The sequence below is a fragment of the Chryseobacterium oncorhynchi genome (genome assembly GCF_002899895.1).
GTDB lineage: Bacteria > Bacteroidota > Bacteroidia > Flavobacteriales > Weeksellaceae > Chryseobacterium > Chryseobacterium oncorhynchi.
In genome coordinates this window covers 349,219-367,273 of record NZ_PPEI02000004.1, presented here as the reverse complement: position 1 = coordinate 367,273, position 18,055 = coordinate 349,219, and the positions used below count along the sequence as shown (strand labels likewise).

The window sequence follows — 18,055 nt, the reverse complement described above, 5'->3', positions numbered from 1 at the left end:
ACACCTTTTTTATGTTTTTGAATAAAGAGTGAACATCTTGGTTTGTAGGCATAAAAAAAGCATCTTTTTCAGATGCTTGTGTTTTTAGATATTCTTTTTTAAACTTCTTCGTCAGAATCTATTGTGTAAGATTTGCTTTTGAAGTCTTTGTCATGTTTTTCTGAAATTACATCCTCACCCTTTTCATTAATGATGAAATCTGTGGACTCATTAAACATCTCCTGAAAACTCTTAAAATCTTCCTTGTAAAGGTAAATTTTATGCTTCTCGAATGTAGCTTCCCCATTCTCTCCGAAATTTTTCTTACTCTCAGTGATTGTAAGATAATAATCTCCTGCTTTCGTCTCGCGCACATCAAAGAAATAAGTTCTTCTCCCTGCTTTTAACACCTTCGTGAAAATCTCATTTTCATGGCGTTCCTTGTATTCACTCATTGTTAGATATTTTTTAATCTTGTTAAGAACAAATATAAAAGAATTCTTTTAATCACAAAATTTTTTTTATGATTTATTTAACAATTGAGAACGAAACAGCTAAGCGGTTACAGAATTGGCAATTTCGGTTAGATTGATGATTTGATCTGCTTTTTGAGCGCTAGACTCTCTGTGTGTGATAATTATGGAGGTAGCATTACTGATTTTCTTATCAATATTTTCAAGAATATTCTGCTCTGTTTCCGTATCTAAAGCAGATAAAGAATCATCAAAAATAATGATATTTGGATCCTTGATCAAGGCTCTGGCTATACAAATTCTTTGCTTTTGTCCTCCCGAAAGCATCACTCCGCGTTCACCAACAAGTGTTTTATATTGTTCCTTAAACTCAACAATATTTTTGTGTACATCTGCAATCTGAGAATACTCCACCACCTTTTCGTGAGATGGATGATCAATCGCAAAACCTATATTATTTTCAATGGAGTCCGAGAATAAATAACTCTCTTGAGGAATATATCCAATGAAGTTCCTGTAATTAGTCAGATTGTGATCTTTCAGGTTTTTACCATCAATCAAAATTTCTCCTTCAGTAGGGTCTATCAATCTGCATAAAAGGAGTGCAATGGTAGATTTTCCACTTCCGGTTTTACCCATAATGGCCAATGATTCACCGGCCTTAATTGTAAAGCTCAAATTATCCAGTGCTTTGATGCCTGTATTAGGATATACATAAGATACATTTTTGAATTCAATATCTCCCTTGATAGGATAATTCTCGAAATTCGTATTAACGATTTCCGATTCCTTATCCATAAACTCGTTAATCCTTTGCATGGAAGCTTCTGCCCTTTGATTTACAGAAGTTACCCAACCCACCATAGAGAATGGGAAAATCAACGTATTAATATACATAAAGAAGTCAGCAATTTTACCGATGCTTAACTCTCCTGCAATGTATTTTGTTCCTCCAATCCAGATAACGGCAACATTCAACAATCCAATTACAAATAGAATAATAGTAAAGAAATAGGCTTCAGTTTTGGCAAGATCCAAAGCCTTGTTTTGATAATCAGTTACCTTGATCCCGTAATTTTTTTGAATATATTTTTCCCTTGCAAAAAATTTCACAACACGAATTCCTGAAAAACTATCCTGTACAAAAGTTGAAATAGCAGACTGACTCTTCTGCATCACTTTCGATTTTTTATTGATAATTGAACTTACCTTATAAATAGCATAAGATAAAATAGGAAGGGGAAGCAAGGTCCATAAAGTCATGGACGCATCTGTTTTCACCATGTAAATAGCCGTAATCAGAACAAGAACGATCAGGTTGGCAACATACATTACCCCAGGGCCAAGATACATTCTTACGGCAACAACATCTTCACTCAATCTGTTCATCAAGTCTCCAATAGTTGTTTGCTTGTAATCCGTTAACGACAAATCCTGATAATGTCTGTAGATTTTATTCTTAAGTTCATATTCAATTCTTCTGGAGGCCACAATGATGGTTTGCCTCATCATAAAGGTGAAAAATCCCGTTAAAAGTGAACAGCCCACAATAATTCCAACATAAATTAAAACCTGATGGTTGAAGCCAAGGTTCCCGTTCTTAGTAAGTTCATCTACAGATTTTCCTACAAACTGAACTTTATATATATTGAAAAAATTACTGGCAATGATAAATAATACCCCCCAAAACAATAGTATTTTGTGTTTCCAAAAATAGGGGTTTAAGGTTTTTAGCGCTTTCATATAGTTTTACAAATTTACAAAAATGTAGTCACACTACGAATTCAATCAATTTTAAATTTTGTATCTTTGCAGTCATAAAAAAGCTCTTTGAATGTTAGGAAGACGACAAATCCGTGAAAAAGTAGTACAGACAGTGTATTCATACTATCAGAATCCTGTGAAATTTGATGTTTTAGAGAAAAACATGTTCGCTGGAATAGAGAAAATCTATTATCTCTATATCTATCAGCTTAATTTTTTAGTAGGACTTAAAGATTTAGCGGAACATCAGATTGAAATCGGGAAAAATAAGTATCTGAAAACCGATGCAGACATCAATCCTAACCAAAAATTCATCAATAACCAAGTATTGCTTAAACTGGAAGAGAATCCAGAAAGATTGTTTTTCACAGGTCAGCACAAGCAGCTGAAATGGGATATGCATGATGATTTATTGGTGAAAACTTTCCAAAGAATTACTGCTGGGAAACGTTATCAGGATTTCATGAAAGAAGAAGGATATTCCTTTGAAGAAGATCAGAAATTTATCGGGAAATTATTCTTAAGATATATTGCTGAGAATGATGATTTTCATGATTATCTTGGAGATAAGGAACTTTCTTGGTATGATGATATTCATATTGCCAACTCAATGGTACAAAAAACAATCGGATTCCTAAGAGAAGATGAAGAAAGCAGAACTTTAATCAAGATGATTAAAGATGAAGAGGATAAAACTTTCGCTGGTAAATTATTGAGAGATACCCTGAATAACTGGGAAATCAATGAGAAAAAACTTGGAGAAAGATTAGAAAACTGGGATCTGGAAAGAGTTTCTCTAATGGATAAAGTAATTTTGTCTACTGCAATTGCAGAGCTTGATAACTTTGCTTTTACCCCTTCAAGAGTTATTATTAATGAATATATTGAGATTGCTAAAGTATTTGCAACAGACCGTTCAAATATCTTCATTAATGGTATTTTAGATAAATATTGTAAAGATCAAAATAGAATATAAAATGAAAAAGACGTTATCAATTATCGCCTTGTCAATTATAGGCTTTGGCTTAGTTTCATGTAAAAAAGAAAACAAGGAAACTCAAAGCCCTGAAACTATTGTTACTGATTCTGCAACTGCTGGAACTCCAGTAATTACAGATTCTGCTGCTGCTCCTATTGCAGGGGAAGCTGCTGCACCGGTTTCTAATGAGCCATCTACTTCTATTGCTTTATCTGAAAGCAACTTCGATTTTGGAAAAATCAAAAAAGGAGACAAAGTAGAACACGTGTATGAAGTTACCAATACAGGAAAAAATCCTTTGATTATTTCTGAAGTAAAGCCTGGATGCGGATGTACTGCTCCTGATTTTACAAAAGAACCAATCATGCCGGGTAAAAAAGGGAAAATTACTTTGCATTTTGACTCTTCAAACTTTGACGGAAACGTTCAGAAGTATGCAGATGTTTTTGCAAACGTAGAGAAAGCTCCAATTAAATTAACGTTCACAGCGAACATTCAACCATAACAATATGTTGACATTATTTTTACAAGCACAAGGATCTTCACCAATGATGCTGATCATGATGGGTGTGATGTTTGTAGGGTTTTACTTCCTAATGATAAGACCTCAAATGAGAAAGCAGAAGCAGGAAAAAAACTTTCAGGAAAACCTTAAAGTAGGAACAAGAGTAGTTCTTACATCTGGTCTTCACGGAAGAATTGCTCAGGTTCAGGATGATGGTTTTGTAATCGAAACATTATCAGGAAAATTGAAATTTGAGAAAGCAGCTGTTTCCAGAGAAATGACAGAAACTCGTTTTGGAGATAAAGCAAAAACTGCTGATAAAAAAGAAACTATTACAACAACTGAAGAGAATAAATAATTCAGTTTGAAAAATACAAGCTGCGGCGGGTGAACAAAGTTCACCCGCCGCAGCTTTTTTATGCCTTATCCTTTTAAAAAAGAAATTATCTTTGCCCCATGAATCAAAACACAAACAAAACTGTTCTTATCCTTGGCGCTAATTCAGACGTGGCAAAACAATGTATCAAGCAATATCTTGAAAAAGGTTTTTCCGTGATGGCTGCATCCAGAAATACAAAATCTTTGGAAGATTTTATTCAGACCAATAATCTGGATCAATCGAAGTGTTCAGTTTTGTATTTTGATGCCGCTGATTTTGATTCTCATCAGAAATTTTATTCAGAACTTTCCGTAAAGCCTCATATCGTAGTTTATGCTGCCGGTTTCTTGGTAGATAATCAAAAAGCACTGACTGATTTTAAAGGAGCAAAACAAATGATGGAAGTCAATTATATGGGTGGAGTTTCTATCCTGAGCATTATTGCCATGGATAAAAACAACAGTAATCTGGAAAGAATTATCGGATTATCTTCATTATCAGGAGTGAGAGGACGAAAAAGTAATTTTGTTTACGGAAGTACAAAAGCAGCTTTTACACAATATCTTGCAGGGTTAAGACAGGAATTAGCTTCACGGAAAATAGCGGTTAATGCTTTGGTTATAGGTTATATCAGGACAAAAATTAATGAAGGATTAGAACTTAATGAATCCTTGATCATGGAGCCTGATTATGTGGCGAAATTTATCGTTAATGCAGGAAATTCTTTCACCATCGTTCCCAATTTTAAATGGAAAATAATTTATCATATTCTTAGGCTTTTACCGGAAAGTCTAGCCGCAAAACTTCCTTAGTTAAAAGGATGAGAAATAATGTCTTTTAAATATAAAAAACAGTTACTTCTATTTTCTATTTATATGTTTCGAATTAGAAAAAATTGTTGTTTTTTTAAATAAATAATAGATTTTAATCTTTGGAAAAGATACTTCGGTATTTTTTTTGTTATTATAGAAGTCAAATTATTTCTTCCCGGCAAGAAATTTCTAAAATGATCATTGGTAAAGCGGAAAAAATCTGTTCTGCTATCAATCTATTTTCAGTTATAAAATACTATTGACTTTAACTCTAAAGGTTAGGGTTAGATTTTCTTTTGAAAACAGATTGTGTTTTTGTTCAATTTCATTTTAAAATCCTTTTTTGCCAAGGAAATTAATAGTTGATAGACTAGTATAAAAATAAGTAGTATATAAAATGGACGATTTAAAATTGAACAACATTCAGCAACATTGGGATACCTTAATTTCTTCAGCAATTGCATGGGCACCAAGAATTTTTACGGCAGTAGTTTCTGCATTACTGATTTATCTGATTGGTTCATGGATGATAAGAATGATTAAGAAGCTTGCCGCAAAAGGGTTCCAAAAACGTAATATGGAAGCCTCATTGCAGCATTTTCTTTTAAATATTATCAATTGGGCTCTTAATATTCTGCTTTTTATTGTTGTAGTAACTCAATTAGGAGTACAAACCTCAGCGTTTGTTGCCATGATTGGTGCGGCTGGTTTAGCAGTAGGTCTAGCGTTGCAGGGATCTTTGACTAATTTTGCAGGAGGAATTCTTATATTATTATTAAAACCATTTAAAATAGGAGACTTCATCTCTACCAATTCTGGTGTTTCAGGAACAGTACAGGCGATAGATATTTTTCATACGAAGTTGGTTACACCGCAAAACCACTTAATTGTTATTCCAAATGGAGTAGTTTCAAACAACAGTATTACTAATTTTACCCAGCTAGGTACCCGAAGAACAGCATTAGACATCGGAGTTGCTTATGATGCTGATCTTAAGAAGACCAAAGATATATTAATGGGGGTCATTAAGAATAATCAACATGCTCTTACAGATCCCGCACCACAGGTAGTAGTAACAACGCTTGGTGATAGTGCAATTAATTTATCAATAAGAGTTAGTTCTTCTACAGAAAACTTTTGGAAAATGAATGAAGAGATTATCATTGACTGCAAAGAAGCCCTTGATAAAGCGGGAATTGGAATTCCATTTCCACAAAGAGATGTTCATATTTATAATAAGCAATCAATATAACGTTGATTTCAAATAATAGAAAAATCCTGCATTAATAATAATGCAGGATTTTTCTTTCATAAATAAAAGACTTTGTTGTCAAATGACAATTGTTTTTACAGTTCACTTTTATACCTTTATATTTCCGCAATTTGTGGGTGAAAGCTATGGAAGAACTTTTTAATTACATCAAGAAATTTGGTCTGCTGAATGAGCAGGATGAGCTACTCATTGCTGAGGGTATTCAGGAGGTTTCTGTACGTAAAGGAGAAGTTTTCGTTGAAGCAGGAAAGGTAAGTCAGAAGATTGCTTTTGTGAAAGAGGGGGTCTTTCGGTCTTTGTATTACAATAAGCAAGGGGATGATTTTACCCGTTATTTTATTTATGAGGGAAGATTTATCGGAGATTTCCAAGGATTTACGGATCAGCTGCCTGCCCACGAATATATTGAAGCTATTACAGATGCGGTACTCCTTGTTATTGATTTAAGGCATTTTAAAACCCTTGAAGAGAAGATTACTATCTGGCCTGTTTTATTTGCAAGAATTCATGGTTTTGTAGCAGAGAATAAACTTAAGGTGGCAAGTATCATGCTTAATCAGGATGCAAAAGCCCGTTATACTCATTTTCTTAATCATTATCCAGGACTTGCCAACAGAGTTCCACAATCTATGCTGGCTTCTTATCTGGGGGTTACTCCATCTTCGCTAAGCCGAATCAGAAGAAACATTCTATAGAACCATAAGGGTAGCTAAGATCCGAAATTTCACCATTAAGTATTCACTAGCAGTGTGCTTTAATTGTTCATAAACATCAATAATAAGTACTTTTTATAGCCTATATTATACAAGTTAGTCCTTTTTGCCAAATGACAATGGCCTCCCTTTTAAACCTCCATAGCTTTGCATCATAAAATTTAAATATATGGATATCGTATTAGGATTGCAGTGGGGTGATGAGGGAAAAGGAAAGTTTATTGATCTGATCAGTGAAAATTATGACATTACAGCACGTTTTAATGGTGGTTCCAATGCTGGACATAGTATAGAACGAAATGGACAGAGAATTACGCTTAAAATGATTCCTTCGGGAATTTTTATGAAGAATGTTCTGAATGTTATTGGGACAGGAACTGTTCTTGATCCTATAAGTTTTAAAAAAGAAATTTTAAACCTTAAGGTGTTTGACGGAACTATTCAGCCGGAAAAAAATATAATCATTTCCCGAAAAGCACATTTCGTACTTCCTACACATAAACTTCTGGATGTTTTCATGGAGGAAAGCCCGGAGTATACAACGATTGGGACAACAAAAAATGGTATTGCACAGGCTTATTCAAATAAAATTTTAAGACAAAACCTAAGAGTTGGAGATCTGTTTTCTCCGGATTTTAAGAATAGGGTAGAACAGGTAATGGAAAGGGAATATAGATTTATTGCCAGAGAAAATAGAGAGCTGCCGTCTCTAGAAGCTATTACCAACGAATTTTTTGAAGCGGTAGAATTTCTAAAGCAATTTAATATTACGGAAACAGAAATTGTTTTGAACAAAGCTTTGTCTGATGGTAAAACAATATTGGGTGAAGGTTCCCAGGCTGCAATGCTGGATATTGATCATGGTACCTATCCTCACGTAACCTCTTCTTCAACAACAGCTGCAGGGGCTTGTAGCGGATTAGGTATATCACCGAAAAAAATAGGTGAGATCTATGGTATTGCAAAAGCTTATTGTACAAGAGTGGGTAACGGTGTATTTCCAACCGAGCTTTTTGATGAGCTAGGTAATGAAATAAGAATAAAAGGGAATGAATTTGGTTCCAATACAGGACGTCCCAGAAGAATTGGCTGGCTGGATCTGCCTGCTTTAAAATATGCAGTAATGATCAATGGTGTTACACAGTTAGTACTGACTAAGGCTGATGTTTTAAGCGGATTGAAATCGGTAGCGGTTTGTACACACTATGAACTGGAGGACGGAACCATTCAATCTGTTTCCGGAATACTTCCAGAAACTGCCAAGCCCATTTTAAAATGGATGAATGGATGGGATGCAGATTTTTCAATTATTGAAGAACCGACTTCGCTTCCACAAGAACTAATAGATTTTCTTTCATTTCTGGAAGAGGAATTGGAAATCCCTGTGACCTATCTTTCTACAGGTCCGGGAAGAGAACAGATACTGAAAATGAAATAATAAATAGAAAGCCAGAGGTTAAATATAATTTCTGGCTTTCTATTTATTAAAATTAAACTGAAATAAGATTAAAGTATCTGTAATTTTGATTTGTTGTTAAGATAAGCAAGGGTTTTGTTATAATTATCTTCATCAATATTGTTTTTATCCAGAATAAAACTTAGGTTGGGCATTGCTGTGATATAAAGATACTGATTGTCAAGGATGCAATAAGTTATAGTTTCCCAATTGAATTTAAATTCAGATTTGTAATTCTGAAATTTGAAATAGGTAGGAGTATATTCCCAAATGACATCTTTTGAATTTGCATTGAGGCTTTCAACTTCTTTGTTTAATGATTGATCAAATGATTTTTTATGTTTCTGATAGGTAGAGATATAATTAATATAAGTAAAAAAATAAAATAATCCGAAGCCTAAGAAGAAAAAACCAAAAAACTCTTTGCGAAATAACATATAAGCAGCGAATAGAATAAAAATTATTCCCCACATAAGGTTTTTTTTATTTTTGCTTAGGTTTTTTTTCCATGTTCTTGTAAAGTTGTACAGGTGGATTTGCCTTACAATCCTTTCAGAATTAGGAGTGTTATAAATAAGTGTTTGCTCGGTCATTGTTGTTATTAGTTTTTTTATGCTTAAATTTTTTCTATACTGTTCATTTTATATAATAAAAAAAGCGGGGTAAATACCCCGCTTTAAATTTATGCTTTTAAATTTAATTTCAGTTCAAGTTCATCGAGCTGTGCATCAGCGATAGAAGCCGGTGCATCGATCATTACATCACGACCTGAGTTATTCTTAGGGAATGCGATATAATCTCTGATCACTTCATTTCCATCAAGAATAGCCACTAAACGGTCAAAACCGAATGCCAAACCACCATGTGGCGGTGCTCCGTACTTAAATGCATTCATTAGAAATCCAAACTGAGCCTCAGCTTCTTCTTTGGTAAATCCTAATAAATCAAACATTTTAGATTGTAGGTCTCTGTCAAAGATTCTGATAGATCCACCTCCAATTTCGTTTCCGTTCAGTACCATATCATAAGCGTTCGCTCTTGCCTTACCAGGATCAGTTTCTAATAAATGAAAATCTTCCGGCTTTGGAGAAGTGAAAGGGTGGTGCATTGCGTGGTATCTTTCAGTATCTTCATCCCATTCCAATAGAGGGAAATCAACTACCCAAAGTGGTGCAAATACGTTTCCTTTTCTTAATCCCAAACGGTTTCCAAGCTCCATTCTCAATGCGGAAAGTTGAGCTCTTACCTTATTTTCGTTTCCTGAAAGAATCAACATTAAGTCACCCTCTTTCGCTCCAAATTTTTCAATGATCTTACCAAGGTCTTCTTCATTATAGAACTTGTTAACAGATGAGGTTTTTACTCCATCATTCTGGAATTTTGCCCAAACCATTCCTGAAGCTCCAACCTGAGGACGTTTTACCCAATCTACAAGCTCATCAATCTGCTTTCTTGTGTATTCTGCACATCCTTCTACATTAATCCCGACAACCAGTTCTGCTTCATCAAATATTTTAAAGTCTTTTCCTTTTACAAGTTCATTAAGCTCAACAAACTCCATCCCGAAACGGATATCCGGCTTGTCATTTCCATATTTTCTCATCGCATCCGCGAAAGTCATTCTTGGGAAATCTCCGAATTCCTGACCTGTAATATCTTTGATAAGAGTTTTCGTCATTCCCTCGAAAACATTCATTACATCTTCCTGCTCTACAAAAGCCATCTCGCAGTCGATTTGTGTAAACTCCGGCTGTCTGTCTGCTCTTAGATCCTCATCACGGAAACATTTTACAATCTGGAAATACTTATCCATACCACCTACCATCAAAAGCTGTTTGAATGTCTGTGGAGATTGTGGTAAAGCGTAAAACTGTCCTGGATTCATTCTGCTTGGTACAACAAAGTCTCTTGCCCCTTCTGGAGTAGACTTGATTAAAACAGGAGTTTCTACTTCAATGAAACCTTCATCAGATAAATAATTTCTTACTTTCTGAGCCATTTTATGACGGAAAATCAATTTATCCTTTACCGGATTTCTTCTGATATCCAGGTAACGGTACTTCATTCTTAATTCCTCACCACCGTCAGTTTCATCTTCAATGGTGAATGGAGGAAGTTGTGAATCGTTAAGAATTGTTAGTTTCTCAACTAAAATTTCAATTTCTCCTGTTGGAATATTAGGGTTTTTACTTACTCTTTCAATGACTTTTCCGGTAGCCTGAATTACAAATTCACGCCCCAATTTTTTAGCTTCTTCCATCAATTGAGCTGAAGAACGGTCCTGGTCAAGAACCAATTGGGTAATTCCGTAACGATCTCGAAGATCTACCCAAATCATAAATCCTTTATCACGGATAGTCTGTACCCATCCTGATAGTGTAACTTCTTCATTCAGATTTTTCAGAGATAGTTCTCCGTTTGTGTGCGATCGAAACATAATTATTTGTTTAAAGTTCAATGTTTAAGGTTCAGCTTCGAACCTTTTTTTTCGTTGGCAAAGATAAGATTTTTACAGGTTTTATAAATAAAAAAAACTCCCTTTCGGAAGTTTTTGAATATTGTTTTTTGATTTTTTAATCTCTGTTACCACCTCTGGCAGTTATTAATTTTATAGTCTCAGGATTTTTTCCTAACTCTGCCAATTCAAGTGGTGTTTGGTTTTGGCATTTTTTATTAACATTTACTTTATTGTCTAATAGAAAAGCTATAATGACGTTTTTCCCAGATAAGGCACTGAAGCCAAGTGGAGAGAAATATTCGTTTCCTACCAAGAAACACTTATTATAATCCCCCGGAGTAAACTGTTTTTTAAATGTTGCAATATCATCAGAATGGATGGATTTCATTTTATCCTGAGTCATTCTTTGAGCTGACAGCATATTGGCAGATGCTAAAACTCCAAACAGAAAAATTGTAGAGATTATTTTTTTCATAAGAATTATTTTTAATAATGTACAAATCTAATTAATTTTTATTATCATTTGCCAAGTTTTGGTAATAAATGGATTTGTATTTTTGAATTTATATAAATTATTGATTGACAAATGACAAAATATGTTGACTTTTTGAAAAAAGCCTTTAGCGGAGAAGAAACCGATTTTACAAAGGTTAATATTAGAAGTGCTGTTCTTCTATTAGCGATTCCAATGATGTTGGAAATGGCTATGGAATCAGTATTTGCCTTAGTTGATCTCTATTTTGTAGGACATCTGAAAGAGAGTGGCTTTGCTATTCAGACGGTGGGGCTTACTGAATCTGTACTTTCCATTATGTATTCTATTGCCATTGGGATGAGTATGGCTGCAACTGCTTTGGTGGCAAGAAGAATTGGTGAAAAAAATCCGGAACAAGCATCCAGAAGTGCAGCACAGGTTCTGATGGTTTCATTTGCCGTGACCTTTGTTTTAAGTTTATTCGGAGTAATCTATGCCGAGGAAATCCTGATTCTTATGGGATCGAAGCCTGAAGCCGCTGCTTATGGAAAAGACTTTACAAGGATTATGATGGGTAGCAGTACAATTATAATGCTTTTATTTCTCATCAATGGTATTTTTAGAGGGGCAGGAAATGCGATGATTGCCATGAAAAGTTTATGGATCGCTAATATTGCGAACATTATCCTTTGTCCTGTTTTGATAAAAGGATTGGGGCCTATTCCAGCTTTGGGACTTACGGGTGCGGCACTGGCAACAACAATAGGTAGAAGCATAGGGGTAATTTATCAACTGTACCACCTTTTAGTAGCAGATACGCAGATTCGGATTAAACTTGATTATTTTAAACCCAAGTATGATTTGATTGGATCCATCATCAAAATTGCAACTCCCGGAATTTTTCAGTTTGTGATTGCTTCATGCAGCTGGATTTTTCTTGCTGAGCTGGTAGCGACTACAGGAGGTGAAAATGCTTCGGCAGGCTATCAGACTGCATTAAGATTAATGATGTTCTTTATACTTCCCGCTTGGGGATTAAGTAATGCAGCTTCTACATTGGTAGGACAGAATATGGGGGCCAATGAAATGCTACGAGCAGAGCAATCTGTGATGAAGACGGTGAAGTATAATGTGGTTTTCATGTTGATTGTAAGCTTAATATTTATTTTTTTTGGTAACTTTTTAGTTGGCTTTTTCACTAAGGAAGCCGAGATAAAAGATTTTGCTAAGAATGCACTTCATATTATGAGCGTTGGTTTTGTTTTTTATGGAGTTGGAATGGTGATGATTAATGCTTTCAATGGAGCAGGAGATACATGGACGCCTACATGGGTCAATCTTTTTGGATTCTGGCTGTTTCAGATTCCCTTAGCTTATTTTCTTGCAAAATATATGGAAATGGGGCCCAAAGGAGTTTTTATCTCAATTCCGGCAGCTGAAACCCTGATTACCATCTTTGCTTTTATTTTATTTAAAAGAGGAAAATGGAAAACGATAAAGGTTTAAAAGGGATTGCTGGAAAGATGATTTGGAACAAATTTTCACTTAATTTATAAAACTTTAACAGCTTAATTCATTGTATTTTAAAATGATGTTTCCTAAATTCGTAGTAACAACAAATATGTATTACTATGGGAAAAGGAGACAAAAAATCGAGAAGAGGTAAGATCAATTCCGGAAGTTATGGAAAAAGAAGACCTAAAAAGACTTCAAAATCTGTTGTAGCAGTAGAAGAGAAGTCTAAAAAGTAAGAACAATAAAAAAGACCAAAGAATAACTCTTTGGTCTTTTTCTATTAAAAATTAAATTAATTATTTTCCAAAAATATTTCCCAGGATACCTCCTAGTCCGCCTCCTTGTTGCTGTTGATTTCCACCACCGCCAAGTACGCTTCCTAATATATCATTCAAAGGGTTACCTGATGATTGAGATTGTCCACCACCCAGAACACTTCCAAGAATGTCATTTAAAGGATTAGATTGTTGAGTTTGTGCCTGGCTGGAAGCATTTCCAAGGATTCCTCCTAAAAGATCTCCTAAACCTCCTGCTCCAACATTACTTTGCTGTTTTTGTTGACCAATATATCCCATTACTACTGGTGCCAACATGGCAAGAATAGGTCCGATTTTATCTATTGAAATTCCAGTATTTTGTGATAACTGGTTTTCTACAGTACTTTTTTGTCCGCCAAAAATATGGTCAAGGATAGATCCGCCTTCTGCTTGTCTTGCTTCAATTTGTGAAGGATCATTTAAGATACTTCCATTATGGTCTTTATCAAGAGCGCTGTTTAAAGCTTCTGCTTCTTTTGCATCTTGTGATTTATTTCTAAGATAAGAAATGATAAGAGGGGTAGCAACGGCCAATAGAGCAATTACTTGATTTCTATTGATTCCGAATTTGTTTTCAGCCTGTTCTGCAACCTGGCTGCTAGTGTTCCCTGTAAGTAGGTCAATTAAGCTCATTGTTTGTGTTTGTTTAAAGTATTAACTGAACCAAAGTTATCAAAAAATATGCCTCCTAAAATATTTTGGATTCATAATTATTGTTAAAGTTTTCGGATCTGCTCTTCAGTATAACCTTTGCTTTTTAAGACCTTTATGTATTCCAGAGCACTGAAAGTCATCCAATGGATAGGTTCAGGAGCAGTTTTTTTATCAATAGTAAATTCAAGGATGCCTGCATTGTTGTTCATCCATGGAAGTAAGTAATAGTTCAGGCCCCCCTTATACTTTTTAAATGCATGGGCTTCCTTTCCTTTTTCTGTAGAAATTGCAATATTGTAGCAGAGAACATATCCTAAGGGAATAAACAGACAAATCCATGAACCCTTTTTGAATGAAGCATATTTTGCTGAAGACAATCCATATCCGATGGAAAGCGCAAAAATGATATTGAAAGGGATAAAGAATACGTAATTATCAGAAACAATATAGAAAGTGGAGAAACCATATACTAAGAGAGCAGAAGTAAAGAATACATAAAACATTTTCTTATTTAAGCGGTATAGTAAAGCGATTCCCGCCACTCCGAAAAATATAAAAACATTGAAGTTATAGATGAGGTAGGTAAAAGATAAAAGCAAGTCTTTTATCAATTGTCCGGGAGTCTGTTTCAATGAATCCTGAACCCAGGTTCCCTGATCTGAAGAGTAGGGAGATTTAAAAGGCAATCCCTGTGCAATATTTAGAATAAACAAGGATGAAAATAATATTATAAAAAGAGCAAGCGACGAATACACATATCTTTTTTCTTCTTTGAAATAAAATAAAAAAAGAAGCAAAGCAGGAATCATCAAAATGTTTTGAATGTGCACCCAAAGACTGATCCCCAGAAACAAACTACTCAGTATAATATGTACGTTTTTCTTTTCAGTAAAGACTTTTGTCATAGAAAAGAAAAAAAGACTTACCCATAAAGAATTGTAGGTGTATACTTCCACAATTTCAGCATTCCTCCAAAAAGAAAAACTGAAACCAAAGACAATAGCTGCCGTAATGGCGGTCCATTCTGTCTTTGCAATACTTTTTACAGTAAGATAAATAATAGAAACCGTTGCTGCGCCTGAAGTAACAACAAGAAACCTACTGGCTTCAATAGCATTAAGGCCTATCAGGTTTTTAATTAAAATAGCAGTGTTGGTATATAAAAAATGACTGGTAGCCGTAGCTGTGGTTTCAAACTCACCATTTTCTACAGAGAGAACAAATCCTACACAATCTGCAAAAGGAATTCTTGTAAAACTCCCGATATAATAAATGACTAAAAAAATAAAAAATAAAACTATAGCAGATAGATATCTCTTCATTCTTAGTTCTTTACAATTGGAACATTGGAGCAGGCCTCTCCAAACATCAGAGATTTTACCAGAGGTTTTAGCTGTTCTACCAGCTCTATATATGCGTTTTCAGGAATTTCTTTATCCGAACATCCTTTTACCAAAACTCTTTTTCCTCTCATGTCTTCAAAATCATAAGTCTGGATGGCATTGTGCATCAAAAGAACTTCAAGATCTTCACGGTTTCCGAATACTATTTTTTTGGTAACATCAGTAATCTTTGCTGTTAGTACAAAATAGGCCCAAAGCGGAATAATTGTGTCCACAGAATTATAGATGTACACATAACAGTCACTGTATTCCTCAATATTGATTGCTTCTACCTTTTCACGGAAATCTTTTTCTTTCAGGATCATTTCCTGAAAAAGAAAATCCTTAAGATCAATACCTTTTCTTTCACCCTTTGGAAGGAGAGTAGAAAGATCAAAATTTACAAGGCCGCTCTCAGCAACTTTATTTCGGATTTCAAATTCTTCTGACATTTTTATCATTATCTTTGAACAAATTTACGAATTAAGATCAATATATATTTTAATTTGTTCTCTATCCTTACCATAGAGGCCACCCATGATCCAACAATGAAAGTATTGGGATGTTTCTGATGGTCATTAAAAACAAACAACAAAGATTTCGGAGGAAATGAAATATTACATTATTGCAGGAGAAGCTTCCGGTGATTTGCATGGAAGTAATTTAATGAAAGCCTTAAAACACAAGGATCCAAATGCAGAATTTAGATTCTGGGGTGGAGACCTTATGACAGCTCAGGGCGGAACGTTGGTAAAGCATTACCGTGATCTTGCTTTTATGGGTTTTTTGGAAGTGGTGATGAACCTAAGAACCATTTTGAACAATATTAAATTTTGTAAAGAAGATATTATTCAAAATAAACCAGATGTTTTGATCTTGGTAGACTATCCTGGTTTTAATTTAAGAATTGCCAGATTTGCCAAAGAGCTTGGCATTAAGGTGATTTATTATATTTCTCCACAGCTTTGGGCGTGGAAAGAGGGTAGAGTAGAAATCATCAAGAAATATGTGGATGAAATGATGGTCATTCTTCCATTTGAAGAAGATTTTTATAGAAAACATGGGGTACATTCCCATTTTGTAGGCCATCCTTTACTGGATGCTATTTCTGACTTAAAGGAAATCAGTATTGAAAAATTTAAGGAAGAACACGGATTGAATGAAAAAGAAATTATTGCACTTTTACCGGGTTCCAGAAAACAGGAAGTTGAAAAGATGCTTGAAATAATGCTTTCCGTAAGGCCGCATTTTAAAAATTATCAATTTGTGATTGCCGGCGCTCCAAGTCTTCCCAAAGAATTTTACCAAAAATATGTGGATGATAGTGTTCACTTTGTGTCCAATAAAACATATGATTTGTTGAGGTGCTCAAAAGCAGCTCTGGTTACTTCCGGAACTGCCACTTTGGAGACCGCTTTACTGAATATTCCTGAAGTGGTTTGCTACCGTGGAAGTAAAATCTCCTATGCTATTGCCAAAAGATTGGTGAAAAATATCAATTACATTTCTCTGGTTAATCTGATTATGGACAGAGAGGTGGTAAAGGAGTTGATTCAAAATGACTTGAATACCAAAAACCTTGTAGATGAGCTTAAAAAAATCCTGGACGGAGCAAAAAGAGATCAGGTCCTGAATGACTATAGCCTTTTGAGAGAAAAGCTTGGTGGTAAAGGAGCCAGTGATCATGCTGCTGATGTGATTTTGAGCGTTTAAAATTATCTTTTTGTGAGAACTTAAATTACTTTGTTAAAAATGAATTGTTTTAAAAATCTTTTGTTATTCATTGTTTGTACGTTTTTTTTCTCAAATAGTTTTGCACAGCAAAACAGCTCAAGAGATAAGGTTCAGATCTTTTACTATGGCTGGTACGGAAACCAGTCGACGGATGGAAGTTTACAGCATTGGAACCATGAAATAATCCCTCATTGGAGTAATCCCAAGTGGAATAACCTGGGGCATTACAAAGGAGGTGATGATATTGGTGCCAATTTTTATCCGGCTTTAGGTAACTATAGCTCCAGCGATGTGAAAATCATTAAAAAGCATATGAAGATGATGAAAGAGGCAGGAGTTGGTGTAGTTATTTTAAGTTGGTTAGGTAAAGATTCCTTTACAGATAAAAGTGTGAAAAACTATCTGGATATTGCAGATCGCTTCAATTTAAAAATAGCTTTTCATATAGAGCCATTTTATAAAAATATTACGGAGCTTCGGGATCAGCTTTCTTACCTTGTAAAGACTTATTCTAAGCACCCCGCTTTTTACAAAAAGGATGGAAAGCCTCTTTACTACGTATATGACAGTTATAAAATTGCTCCGGAAGAATGGTCGAAACTTTTGTCCAAAGATGGAGAGAAAACAGTTCGAAATACAGAACTAGACGCTCTTTACATTGGATTATGGGTAGAGAAAAATGATTCTGCTTTTTTTGATAAAGCCGGTTTTGATGGTTTTTATACCTATTTTGCCAGCGAAGGATTTGTTTTTGGCAGCACTACCTCTAATTGGGATTTCCTTTCCACCTATGCAAAAGAGCATCATCTTATTTTCATACCTTGTGTAGGCCCAGGATACTCTGATACAAGAATAAGACCGTGGAATGAAGCCAATTTCAAAAGCAGGGATAATGGTAAGTACTACGAAAAGATGTTTGATGCTGCTATAAAAGTAAATCCGGAGTTTATTGGGATTACTTCATTTAATGAATGGCATGAAGGAACACAAATAGAACCTGCTACTCCTAAAAAGGCAGGAAATTTCACCTATGAAGATTATGGTAGTGATCCATGGTTTTACATTAAAGAAACTAAGCAATTGACCGATAAATTTTTGAAAACTAAATAAATTTGAATTTTTTATTGTAAACCTTATTTTTTTAAGCAAAAAAATAAGCGTTCTATTGCTCTTTTTAATAAAAACCT

The 18,055-nt window shown here is 34.7% G+C and carries 19 protein-coding genes; 11 read left to right on the top strand and 8 right to left on the bottom strand.

Annotated elements, in window-relative coordinates; translation table 11 throughout:
- Positions 1 to 98 precede the first annotated feature (98 nt).
- Together C1638_RS15285 and C1638_RS15280 are read right to left on the bottom strand one after the other, a co-directional pair.
- A complete protein-coding gene (locus tag C1638_RS15285) occupies positions 99 to 434 on the bottom strand; it encodes a DUF3276 family protein (RefSeq protein WP_066754807.1) in 336 nt (111 codons plus the stop codon).
- A gap of 99 nt (positions 435 to 533) precedes the next feature.
- Complete coding sequence (locus tag C1638_RS15280) at positions 534 to 2,195, bottom strand: ABC transporter ATP-binding protein (protein WP_109622348.1); 1,662 nt, start codon at positions 2,193 to 2,195, stop codon at positions 534 to 536.
- 91 nt (positions 2,196 to 2,286) lie between these two features.
- Here C1638_RS15280 and C1638_RS15275 point away from each other — a divergent pair, with 91 nt between their 5' ends.
- The 7 genes from C1638_RS15275 to C1638_RS15245 all read left to right on the top strand — a co-directional run bounded on the left by C1638_RS15275 (position 2,287) and on the right by C1638_RS15245 (position 8,315).
- Complete coding sequence (locus C1638_RS15275; RefSeq protein ID WP_109622346.1) at positions 2,287 to 3,192, top strand: transcription antitermination protein NusB; 906 nt, start codon at positions 2,287 to 2,289, stop codon at positions 3,190 to 3,192.
- 1 nt (position 3,193) lies between these two features.
- Positions 3,194 to 3,700 (top strand): DUF1573 domain-containing protein, encoded by a 507-nt coding sequence (locus tag C1638_RS15270; protein ID WP_109622344.1) that lies wholly within the window; start codon positions 3,194 to 3,196, stop codon positions 3,698 to 3,700.
- A 4-nt stretch (positions 3,701 to 3,704) separates the two neighbouring features.
- Entirely contained in the window at positions 3,705 to 4,058 is a 354-nt protein-coding gene (gene yajC, locus C1638_RS15265) for a preprotein translocase subunit YajC (RefSeq protein WP_109622342.1), read from the top strand.
- A 98-nt stretch (positions 4,059 to 4,156) separates the two neighbouring features.
- Complete coding sequence (locus tag C1638_RS15260) at positions 4,157 to 4,891, top strand: SDR family NAD(P)-dependent oxidoreductase (protein WP_109622340.1); 735 nt, start codon at positions 4,157 to 4,159, stop codon at positions 4,889 to 4,891.
- Between the two features lie 397 nt (positions 4,892 to 5,288).
- On the top strand, positions 5,289 to 6,143 hold the full coding sequence (locus tag C1638_RS15255) for a mechanosensitive ion channel family protein (protein ID WP_109622338.1): 855 nt from the start codon (positions 5,289 to 5,291) through the stop codon (positions 6,141 to 6,143).
- Between the two features lie 146 nt (positions 6,144 to 6,289).
- Positions 6,290 to 6,859 carry a Crp/Fnr family transcriptional regulator gene (locus C1638_RS15250; RefSeq protein ID WP_109622336.1) on the top strand — a complete coding sequence of 190 codons (570 nt, stop codon included), beginning with the start codon at positions 6,290 to 6,292 and terminating at the stop codon, positions 6,857 to 6,859.
- 187 nt (positions 6,860 to 7,046) lie between these two features.
- Entirely contained in the window at positions 7,047 to 8,315 is a 1,269-nt protein-coding gene (locus C1638_RS15245; RefSeq protein ID WP_109622335.1) for an adenylosuccinate synthase, read from the top strand.
- Between the two features lie 68 nt (positions 8,316 to 8,383).
- Here C1638_RS15245 and C1638_RS15240 read toward each other — a convergent pair whose 3' ends face one another.
- The 3 genes from C1638_RS15240 to C1638_RS15230 all read right to left on the bottom strand — a co-directional run bounded on the left by C1638_RS15240 (position 8,384) and on the right by C1638_RS15230 (position 11,266).
- Positions 8,384 to 8,926: a hypothetical protein gene (locus tag C1638_RS15240; RefSeq protein WP_109622333.1), complete on the bottom strand. Its 543-nt coding sequence runs from the start codon at positions 8,924 to 8,926 to the stop codon at positions 8,384 to 8,386.
- A gap of 89 nt (positions 8,927 to 9,015) precedes the next feature.
- Positions 9,016 to 10,770 carry an aspartate--tRNA ligase gene (aspS, locus tag C1638_RS15235; RefSeq protein ID WP_109622331.1) on the bottom strand — a complete coding sequence of 585 codons (1,755 nt, stop codon included), beginning with the start codon at positions 10,768 to 10,770 and terminating at the stop codon, positions 9,016 to 9,018.
- A gap of 136 nt (positions 10,771 to 10,906) precedes the next feature.
- A complete protein-coding gene (locus tag C1638_RS15230) occupies positions 10,907 to 11,266 on the bottom strand; it encodes an ankyrin repeat domain-containing protein (protein WP_109622329.1) in 360 nt (119 codons plus the stop codon).
- 111 nt (positions 11,267 to 11,377) lie between these two features.
- On the opposite strand from C1638_RS15230, the gene C1638_RS15225 reads away from it, so the two are divergent.
- On the top strand, positions 11,378 to 12,772 hold the full coding sequence (locus tag C1638_RS15225; RefSeq protein ID WP_109622327.1) for an MATE family efflux transporter: 1,395 nt from the start codon (positions 11,378 to 11,380) through the stop codon (positions 12,770 to 12,772).
- Positions 12,773 to 12,897: 125 nt separating this feature from the next.
- A complete protein-coding gene (locus C1638_RS15220) occupies positions 12,898 to 13,017 on the top strand; it encodes a 30S ribosomal protein THX (protein WP_076355030.1) in 120 nt (39 codons plus the stop codon).
- Between the two features lie 60 nt (positions 13,018 to 13,077).
- Here the strand turns inward: C1638_RS15220 and C1638_RS15215 are convergent, their stop codons facing one another.
- The 3 genes from C1638_RS15215 to C1638_RS15205 all read right to left on the bottom strand — a co-directional run bounded on the left by C1638_RS15215 (position 13,078) and on the right by C1638_RS15205 (position 15,586).
- Entirely contained in the window at positions 13,078 to 13,731 is a 654-nt protein-coding gene (locus tag C1638_RS15215; RefSeq protein ID WP_109622325.1) for a DUF937 domain-containing protein, read from the bottom strand.
- Positions 13,732 to 13,814: 83 nt separating this feature from the next.
- Complete coding sequence (locus C1638_RS15210) at positions 13,815 to 15,074, bottom strand: protein O-mannosyl-transferase family (RefSeq protein WP_109622323.1); 1,260 nt, start codon at positions 15,072 to 15,074, stop codon at positions 13,815 to 13,817.
- Between the two features lie 2 nt (positions 15,075 to 15,076).
- Positions 15,077 to 15,586: a DUF2480 family protein gene (locus C1638_RS15205; protein ID WP_109622321.1), complete on the bottom strand. Its 510-nt coding sequence runs from the start codon at positions 15,584 to 15,586 to the stop codon at positions 15,077 to 15,079.
- 157 nt (positions 15,587 to 15,743) lie between these two features.
- Here C1638_RS15205 and lpxB point away from each other — a divergent pair, with 157 nt between their 5' ends.
- The gene (gene lpxB, locus C1638_RS15200; protein ID WP_109622319.1) at positions 15,744 to 16,847 is read left to right on the top strand and encodes a lipid-A-disaccharide synthase; all 1,104 of its coding nucleotides are present in this window, start codon (positions 15,744 to 15,746) and stop codon (positions 16,845 to 16,847) included.
- Positions 16,848 to 16,886: 39 nt separating this feature from the next.
- Positions 16,887 to 17,978, top strand: a complete 1,092-nt coding sequence (locus C1638_RS15195; protein ID WP_109622317.1) for a glycoside hydrolase family 99 protein — start codon at positions 16,887 to 16,889, stop codon at positions 17,976 to 17,978.
- Positions 17,979 to 18,055 lie beyond the last annotated feature (77 nt).